Genomic DNA, 9,593 nt, shown 5'->3' on the forward strand with positions numbered 1-9,593 from the left:
AGGCGGTCAAGGAGCAGCTGCTGGCCGTGCCCGACAAGGGCCTCGGCTTCGGTCTGCTGCGCTACCTCAACGAGGAGACCGGCGCGGAACTGGCCCGGCACTCCACCGGGCAGATCGGCTTCAACTACCTGGGCCGCTTCTCCTCCGCGGACATGCCCGAAAACCTCCGCGGCCTCGGCTTCACCCAGGTCACCGACCTGGACCTGGCCGCAGACCTGGACGCCGACATGCCCGCCATGTCGAGCGTCGAGATCAACTCCGCGGTCATCGACACCGACCTCGGCGCACAACTCGACGCGGTCATCGGATTCCCCACCGGCCTCCTCAGCCGCGCCGAGGTCCAGGAACTGGCCGACCTGTGGTGCCAGGCCCTGCACGCCCTCACCCGGCACACCGCCGACCCCGCCGCCGGCGGACTCACCCCCTGCGACCTGCCCCTGGTCAAGGCCACCCAGCAGGACATCGAAACCTGGGAGAGCAACTACCCGGGCCTGACCGACGCCTGGCCCCTGACCGCACTGCAGTCCGGACTGCTCTTCCAGTCCCGGCTCAACGACGACGACGCCATCGACGCCTACCAGATGCAGATCGCCTTCCACATCGGCGGAACCGTCGACCCCGCCCGCATGCGGGCGGCCGCCCAGGCCATGCTCGACCGCTACGCCAACCTGCGGACCGCCTTCGTCGACGACAGCGACGGCAACGAGGTACAGGTCGTCATCGACGGCATCGACGTGCCCTGGCAGGAGATCGACCTCAGCCACCTGCCGGAGGACGAGCGCACAGCGGCCTTCGAAAGGTTCCTGGCCGAGGACCACCACCAGCACTTCGACCCCCTCCGGCCGCCACTGCTGCGCTTCGCCCTGCTCACCATGGGCCCGGAGAAGTCCGAACTCGTACTCACCGCACACCACGCCCTGTTCGACGGCTGGTCCTTCCCGATCGTCATGACCGACCTGCTGCGCCTGTACGGATCGGCCGGCGACGGCTCGGTACTGCCCAGGACCCGCGGCTACCGGGACTTCCTCGTCTGGCTGTCCCAGCAGGACCACGACGAGACCGCCCGGGCCTGGGCCGCTGAACTCGACGGCGTGGACGAGCCCACGCTCGTGGCCCCCGTCACCACCCGGCGGGGCGACGACGTGGACGACTCGGCCGCCGGACAGGTCGACGTGGTCCTGGCCATGGACGAGGCCCGCCGCCTCAACCGCCGCGCCTCCGAGCTCGGTATCACCGTCAACACCCTCCTCCAGGGGGCCTGGGCGGTCCTCGTCGGCGAACTGACCGGACGTCAGGACGTGCTCTTCGGCGCGACCGTCTCGGGACGGCCGCCGACGGTCACCGACGTCGACTCCATGGTCGGACTGTTCATCAACACGCTGCCCGTGCGGGCCCGCTACGGCCCGGGCGACACCCTTGCCCAGATGCTGCAGAACCTGCAGAAGCGGCAGGCGGCGCTCCTGGACCACCACCACTACGGCCTGGCGGAGATCCACCGGACCACGGGCCTGAGCACCCTGTTCGACACCCTCGTCGTCTTCGAGTCCTACCCCGTGGACCAGGAAGGCCTCACCGACGCCAACTCGGCGGGCGGCATCTCCTTCACCGGCATCCGCCCCTTCTCCGGCACCCACTACCCGCTGACACTGATGGCCGACGCCGACCCCTACCTGCGGCTCCAGCTCCAGTACAAGGAAAGCGTCTTCGACCGCGCCACAGTGGAGTCCCTGGCGGGCAGCCTGCAGCGCGTCCTGCGTCAACTGGCCGACGACCCCACCCGGCACATCGGGCAGGTCGAAATCCTGGAAGCCGCCGAACGCGACCGGCTGCTCCACCAGTTCAACCACGTCGACACCCCGACCCCGCAGGTCACCCTCCCCGAGCTGTTCGCCCAGCAGGTGACGGCCACACCGGACGCCGAGGCAGTGGTCTGCGACGGCGACTCCCTCACCTACCGGGAACTCGACGCCCGGGCCGAGCGGCTCGCCCGCCTGCTCACCGACCGGGGAGTGGGACCCGAAACGGTGGTCGCGGTGGCACTGCCCCGCTCGACCGACCTCGTGGCCGGCCTCCTCGCGGTCCTCAAGGCCGGCGGCGCCTACCTGCCCATCGACCCCAAGTACCCCAGCCACCGGCTGGAGTACATCCTCACCGAGGCGGCCCCCCAGCTGATCCTCACCGACACCGCCACCGTGCCCGTCCTGCCCGAAACGGACCTGCCGCTGCTGCGCCTGGACGACCTGGACCTCACCACGGATCAGGTACCGGGAACAGGGGAGGGGACACGGGCGGTGGACCTGCGCCCGCAGCATCTCGCCTACGTGATGTACACCTCCGGCTCCACCGGCGCCCCCAAGGGCGTCGCCATCACCCACAGCAACGTCGTCAACGGCGTCCTGCGCCTGGCCACCCGCATCGGGGCCGCGCCGGGCCGGCGCATGCTGGCCGGCACCTCGGTCAACTTCGACGTCTCCGCCTTCGAGATCTTCACCACCCTGTGCACGGGCGGTATCGTCGAGATCGTCCGGGACGTGCTCGCCCTGAGCGAGCGCGACCGGTGGGACGGCAACGTCATCTCCACCGTCCCCTCGGTCTTCGCCGAACTGGTCGACCAGCTCGCCGACCGGACCCACGTCGACACCCTGGTGTTCGCCGGCGAGGCACTGCCGGCCGGGCTCGTCAACCAGATCCGGCAGGCCTTCCCCGGCGTGAAGATGATCAACGCCTACGGGCAGAGCGAATCGTTCTACGCCACCACCTTCACCGTCCCGGACGGTAAGGAGTGGGACGGCTCGGGCAGCGCCCCGATCGGTTCGCCCCTGGGCCACGTACGTGCCTACGTCCTGGGCCCCGGTCTCGCACCGGTCCAGGTCGGCGTGGTCGGCGAGCTGTACATCGCCGGTGACGTCGGGCGCGGCTACCGCGGCCGGGCCGACCTGACGGCCGAGCGGTTCGTCGCCGGCCCCTACGGATCCGCGGGCGAACGGATGTACCGCACGGGCGACCTGGCCCGCTGGAACGACAACGGCCAGCTGGAGTACGTGGGCCGCGGCGACGCCCAGGTCAAGATCCGGGGGTTCCGTATCGAACCCGGCGAGGTCGAGGCGGCTCTCGTCGCCCATCCGGGCATCGCCCAGGCAGCCGTCATCGCCCTGGAGGGCCGCGGAACGGGCAAGCAGCTCGTGGGCTATGTCGTGGCCGCCGGCCCCGACGGCCCCGACACCGACGAACTGCGCGCTTTCGCCACCGAGAAGCTCCCGGCGTTCATGGTCCCCGCCGCCTTCATGGTCCTCGACCGGCTTCCGCTGACTCCCAACGGGAAACTCGACCGGGCCGCCCTGCCCGCACCGGAGTTCGCCGGGCAGGAGTACCGGGCGCCCCGCACCGCGACCGAAGAGGCACTGGCGGAGCTGTTCGCCGACATCCTGGGCCTGGAGCGGGTCGGCATCGACGACAACTTCTTCACCCTGGGCGGCCATTCACTCCTGGCGACCCGGCTCAACAACCGCATCCGCACCCGGCTGGACACCGCGCTGCCCATGCGGGCGGTGTTCCAGGCGCCCACCGTCGCCGAACTCGCCCTGTGCGTGCAGGCGGCCGACGACGCACCGGAAAACGCCGACCCCTTCGCACGGGTCCTCCCCATCAAGGCCGGCGGGGACAAGGAGCCGCTGTGGTGGATTCACCTGGCGGGCGGGCTGGCCTGGCCGTACCTGAATTTCGCCGGAATGCTGCCCGCGGACCGTCCGTCCTACGGAATTCAGGCGCGCGGACTCGACGGCAGAACTGCACTTCCCGATTGCCTGGAAACTCTGGTCGACGAGTATATCGAGCAGATATTCTCTTATCAGAAGGAAGGCCCCTACCATCTGGTCGGCTGGTCCTTCGGCGGCATCGTCGCCCACGCGATAGCAGCGGAACTGCAGCGCCGGGGCCACGACATCGCACTGCTCGGGCTGCTGGACTCCGCACCCAGCGGGCACTTCGCCGGCAATGAGGACCTCGAACTGGCGCAGGTACGCGGCCTGCTGGGCGACCACATCGGCGACCTCGCCGACTCGGACGAGAAGCGGCTGCTCGACATCGCCTCCGCCGTCGTGGTCAACAACGTCGACATGCTGAAGCGGTTCGAACAGCCCGTCTACGAGGGCGACGCCCTGTTCTTCAACGCGACGCTGAATCCCGAAGCGCCGTACATGGACCAGTGGAAGTCGCACATCACCGGAACGCTGCGCGTGCACGACATTCCCAGCACCCACCACGAGATCTGCACGCCGCAGCACGCGCCCGCCGTCACCGCGGCCATCGCCCGCGAGCTCGACGCGTCCTGAAAGGCGCCCGGCGCCGGCGTCACGACCGACCCCGCATCGAAGGATGTGCTTCCCGATGTTTGTTCCTTCTCCCTACCGCCAGCCGTCCGCCGCGTGGATGGTGGACCTCCTGCGAGGCAACCCGCTGGCGCTGATGACCTCCAACGGCCCCCAGGACGTGGGCCCCTACGCCACGCACCTCCCGGTCATCCAGGACCCCACGATGACCGAGGAGTGGTCGCCCGACCTCTCCGGGGCCCGTCTGCTCGGCCATATGAACCGGGCGAATCCGCACTGGAAGGCCCTGCGGGACGGCGCCCGGGTGCTGCTCACCTTCACCGGCCCGCACGCCTACGTCTCACCGACGGTGTATCAGACAGTCCCGGCCGCACCGACGTGGAACTTCACCTCCGTGCATGTGCACGGCGTGCTCCACAAGATCGAGCACGAACAGGCCGGCGAGGAGACGCTGGAGGTGGTCAGGTCCACGGTGCGTGCCTTCGAGACCGACTTCGGCAACGCCTGGGACATGTCCGACTCCCAGGACTACTTCCGCAAGATCCTGCCGGCCGTGGGCGGCTTCCGGATCGACGTGAGCGGCGCGGAGGGCATGTTCAAACTCAGCCAGGAACAGGACCCCCACGTCCGCGAACGCGTCCGTGAGTCCTTCGCGGACACCGACTCCAGCCGGCACCAGGAGGCGGCCCGCCTGATGGCCCGGCTTCCGGCCCCCGGCTGCCCGCTCGCGGTCTGAGACCCGAGGCGTGAGAGCGGGCCGCGCCCCCGAACTGGCCGCGCCCGTCCCCTGCCGTTCCGTGCCGTTCCCTCGCACTGGAATACCGCTCGACAATTCACGCACGTCGAAAAAAGGCCGCTCGAAAAGACCGCAAAATAATTCACGAAAAGAATGTTGACCGGTCCGCATTTCACGCAGTAGCTTTCCGAAAACCACCACCGGCGGGAGAATTGAAATGGGAAACCTGGATGAAATTCACGAGGTCGTCGGTATCGGCTTCGGTCCGTCCAACCTCTCACTGGCCGTAGCCCTTGAGGAGCACCAGAGCAACGAGTCCGGCGAGCCGATATCGGCGGCGTTCTTCGAGCGGCAGCCGGCCCTCGGCTGGCACCGCAACATGCTGCTTCCGTCGGCGAGGATGCAGATCTCCTTCCTCAAAGACCTGTCGACCTTCCGGAACCCGGCTTCCCGGTTCAGCTTCATCTCGTACCTGCACGCCGCCGGCAGGCTGGCCCAGTTCGTCAACAACCAGGAGTTCTTCCCCACCCGGGAGGAGTTCCACGACTACCTGGAGTGGGCCGAGTCGAGCTTCTCGGACCGCGTCACCTACAGCTCCGAGGTCCTGTCCGTCCGGCTTCCCCCCGCCGACGGGGACAAGCCCGTCGACCATGTGGAGGTCGAGATACGGGACAACAAGCCCCAGGGCGGAACGCGCCTGGTCAAGGCCCGCAACATCGTCGTCTCCACGGGGCTCGTCCCCAAGATGCCCACGGGAATCTCCAGGGACGAACGAATATGGCACAGCTCGGAATTCCTTGAGAAATTCCGAAAGCTCGACCAGGCCTCGGTCAAGAGGGTCGCCATCGTCGGGGCCGGCCAGAGCGCCGCCGAGATCGCCCGGTTCGTCTACGACGCGCTCCCGGACGCGACGGTCTCCGCGATCATGCCGTCCTACGGCTACTCGATCGCCGACGACACCCCCTTCGCCAACCGCATCTTCGACGCCGAGGCCGTGGACGACTACTACCACGGCAGCCAGCGCTCCAAGGACTCCTTCTGGCGCTACCACAAGAACACCAACTACGGGGTGGTGGACGACGAGGTGATCAGGGACCTCCACCAGCGCGCCTACGACGACGAAGTGCGCGGCACCCCCCGCCTCGAGTTCCTCAACCTCTCCCGTGTCGACAGCGTGAAGCAGACCGACGACGACGTCCGTCTCACGATGCACTCAGTACGCAACAACGGGACCTTCCAGGTGGACGTGGACGTACTGATCTGCGCCACCGGCTACGACTCCATGGAACCCAGCGAGCTGCTGGGCGACCTGGAAGCCCACTGCGTGCGCGACGAGGAGGGCCGGCTCCGCGTCGAGCGGGACTACCGGCTGGCCACCACCGGGGACGTGTCCTGCGGTGTCTACCTCCAGGGCGGCACCGAGCACACCCACGGGCTGGCGTCCTCCCTGCTGTCGAACATCGCCATCAGGAGCGGCGAGATCGCCGACTCGATCGCCGAGAGGAGGAGCACCCGGCAGTACAGCGCGGTGTGAACACACGCCGCAGAGATTCCGAAGAATTTGGAGTTGCCCATGAGCACCAACCCGTTCGACGACGCCGAAGGCCGGTTCTACGTCCTGGTGAACGACGAGGAGCAGTACTCACTCTGGCCCACGTTCACCGAGGTCCCCGCCGGCTGGAAAGTCGCGTACGGAGAGGAAGGCCGCCCGCAGTGCCTGGGATACATAGACCAGCACTGGACCGACATGCGGCCCAAGAGCCTGCGTGACGCCATGGACCGGGACACCGTCCGCGTCTGACCGCAGCTGAGGAAGGGAGACGCCGAGCACGGACCCGTACCGGCCAGTGACGTCCGGACGGGCCCGGCTCGACGCCCCTCCCACCCCCGGAGTGTGCCCACGGCACGTGTGCACCCCTACGCCAGTACTTGATCACCCCACCCCGGAGATGACATGACTTCCGTATCGGTGCACGCACGCAAGGCCACCCGACGCCACTACCTGATGTGCCGGCCCGACCACTTCGACGTCAGCTACGCCATCAACCCCTGGATGAACCCGGACAAGCCGGTGGACGCCGGTCTGGCTCTCCTGCAGTGGGAGTCGCTCTACTACCTCTACAAGTCCCTGGGCCACCGGGTGGACCTCGTCAACCCGGTGCCGGGACTGCCCGACATGGTCTTCTCGGCGAACGGCGCAACCGTCGTGGACGGCAAGGTGCTCGGCGCCAAGTTCCTCCACACCGAACGGGCCGCCGAAGCCCCTGCCCACCGGGCCTGGTTCCGCGCGAACGGCTTCACCGAGATCCACGACCCCCTGTATGTCAACGAGGGCGAGGGAGACTTCGCCGTCACCGACAGCTGGATCCTCGCCGGACGCGGCTTCAGGTGCACCCCTGAAGGACACCAGGAGGCCCAGGAGTTCTTCGGCCGCCCCGTGATCAGCCTCGAACTGGTCGACCCCCGCTTCTACCACCTCGACACCGCCCTGTGCGTCCTGGACGGCGACGAGGTCATGTACTACCCGCAGGCCTTCAGCGCCGGCAGCCGCGCCCTGCTGGCCCGGCTCTTCCCCGACGCCCTGCTCGTCGGCCAGGAGGACGCGGACGTCCTCGGCCTCAACGCCGTCAGCGACGGCCTGAACGTCATGCTTCCCGAGGCGGCCCAGACACTTGCCGGACAACTGCGGGAGCGCGGATTCAGGACGCACGGCACGGACCTCTCCGAACTGCTCAAAGGCGGCGGCAGCGTGAAGTGCTGCACCCAGGAACTGCGTTTCTGACGAGACGGCAGACGTGGGGGGACACCACCCTCATGCGACCCCACGCGTGCGTGTCCGCACCACCACCCCGGTGCGGACACGCACTGTCATGTCCGGGCACCGGGCCTGTTCAACTGTGCAAAATCCGGACCCCGCACACCCCACCGAACACGGTTGTGCCTGATCAGAGCGCTCCTCCCGCAAGCGGAGTGCGACTGACGGCACTTGTGGGCGCGCCGCCTCCACAGCACGCTGACGCCCATGGATCCGGCCGAAGCCGCCCCGCGCTCAACCCGGGTCTGCGGACGTCCTCCCGGCACGACGGCCCCACCCGACCCGATCGACCAGTACGACGCGGCCCGCGTCCGAAGGAGAGCACCATGACCATCACGTCGCAGGAGACCGAGACCTTCGCCCTGACCTCGGAACTCGTCAGTGACCCCGTGCGCGGCTACACCCAACTGCGCCGCCAGGCCCCGCTCGTGCGCGTGACCCTCCCCGACATCGAGACGCCGGTCTGGCTCATCACCCGCTACGAGGACGCCAAGGCCGTACTGAGCGACACGCGCTTCGTCCGCGACCAGGACAAGGTTCCCGGCCTTGCCCAGGACGGGCCCAGCATCGCCGAGCAGATGATCGAGGCGTACGGGCTGCCCGCGGAGTACCGCGACTACCTCGGCATCATGGTGCTCGTCGACGGCCCCGAGCACAGCCGGCTGCGGAACCTGGTCACCAAGTCGTTCACCGCCCGGCGCATCAACCTGCTGCGCCCGCGCCTGGAACAGATCACGGCGGAACTGGTCGCACCCCTCGCCCGGAAGAAGGAGGCCGAACTCCTGGAGGACGTCGGCTATCCGCTCGCGTCGACCGTCATCTGCGCGCTCATCGGGATCGACGAACCGGACGTGCCCCAGATGCGCACCTGGATCCGCGAGTACGCCTCCGGGGACATCGAACTCGTCATCCCGGCCCTGCGGAACATGGTCGACCACTCCAAGGACCTGATCGCCCGGCGGACGGCCCGGCCCACCGACGACCTCGTCTCCGGCTGGATCATCTCCGGGAAGGACGACCCCGACGGCCTGAGCGAGACGGAGATGGTCGCCCTGATCCTTCTCCTGATCAACACCGGCATCACACCGCCCGCGCTGTTCATCGCGAGCGCCGTGCTCGCACTCCTCGACCACCCCGACCAGCTGGCCCTGCTCCGCGACCGGCCGGAACTCCTCGAGCGCGCCGTCCCGGAGCTGCTGCGGTTCACCTCGCCGGTGCCGATGGGCGCCCCGCTGTACGCGACGCAGGACCTGGAGTTCGCCGGAATGCCCGTACGGAAGGGGGAGGCGGTGACGAGCGCCCTGCTCGCGGCGAACTTCGACCCCGACGAGTACCAGGCACCCGAGCGCCTCGACATCACCCGGGAACTGGGCCGCGGGGTGGGGCACGTGGCGTTCGGCCACAGCGCCCACTACTGCATAGGCGCGGCGCTGGCCCGCCTGGAGGCCGAGGTCGCGCTCGACCAGCTGCTCATCCGGCATCCGGCCCTGACGCTGGGCGTCGCACGCGAGGACCTGGAGTACTTCGACCTGCCGGGGGAGGGCCGTCACCTGCGCGGACTGCCGGTGAGTTTCTGACGCGTCCACCACGGCCGGACATCAAGGCGCCCTGACAGCACCACTCGTCAGGGCGCCTTCGGCCGTGCCCGTACAGGGGCCGGGCCCGTGCGGGCGGCAGGCGCGGCACGGCCGGGCGGGGCAGGCGGGCGGGGCAC

The 9,593-nt window shown here is 68.7% G+C and carries 6 protein-coding genes; all 6 read left to right on the top strand.

Annotated features, from left to right (window positions below):
* Positions 1-4,331 (top strand): non-ribosomal peptide synthetase (locus KUF83_RS12130; RefSeq protein ID WP_217454652.1); only part of this gene is annotated, 4,331 nt, incomplete at its 5' end.
* 55 nt (positions 4,332-4,386) lie between these two features.
* Positions 4,387-5,064, top strand: coding sequence for an FMN-binding negative transcriptional regulator (locus KUF83_RS12135; RefSeq protein WP_217454653.1), 678 nt, complete (start codon positions 4,387-4,389; stop codon positions 5,062-5,064).
* Positions 5,065-5,281: 217 nt separating this feature from the next.
* On the top strand, positions 5,282-6,598 hold the full coding sequence (locus KUF83_RS12140; protein WP_217454654.1) for a lysine N(6)-hydroxylase/L-ornithine N(5)-oxygenase family protein: 1,317 nt from the start codon (positions 5,282-5,284) through the stop codon (positions 6,596-6,598).
* A 39-nt stretch (positions 6,599-6,637) separates the two neighbouring features.
* On the top strand, positions 6,638-6,865 hold the full coding sequence (locus KUF83_RS12145) for an MbtH family protein (protein WP_217454655.1): 228 nt from the start codon (positions 6,638-6,640) through the stop codon (positions 6,863-6,865).
* Between the two features lie 153 nt (positions 6,866-7,018).
* Positions 7,019-7,846, top strand: coding sequence for a dimethylargininase (gene ddaH / locus KUF83_RS12150; RefSeq protein ID WP_254643732.1), 828 nt, complete (start codon positions 7,019-7,021; stop codon positions 7,844-7,846).
* Positions 7,847-8,205: 359 nt separating this feature from the next.
* Positions 8,206-9,456, top strand: a complete 1,251-nt coding sequence (locus KUF83_RS12155; RefSeq protein ID WP_217454656.1) for a cytochrome P450 — start codon at positions 8,206-8,208, stop codon at positions 9,454-9,456.
* Positions 9,457-9,593 lie beyond the last annotated feature (137 nt).

This window comes from Streptomyces sp. BV286, from assembly GCF_019090165.1.
Classification (GTDB): Bacteria; Actinomycetota; Actinomycetes; order Streptomycetales; family Streptomycetaceae; genus Streptomyces.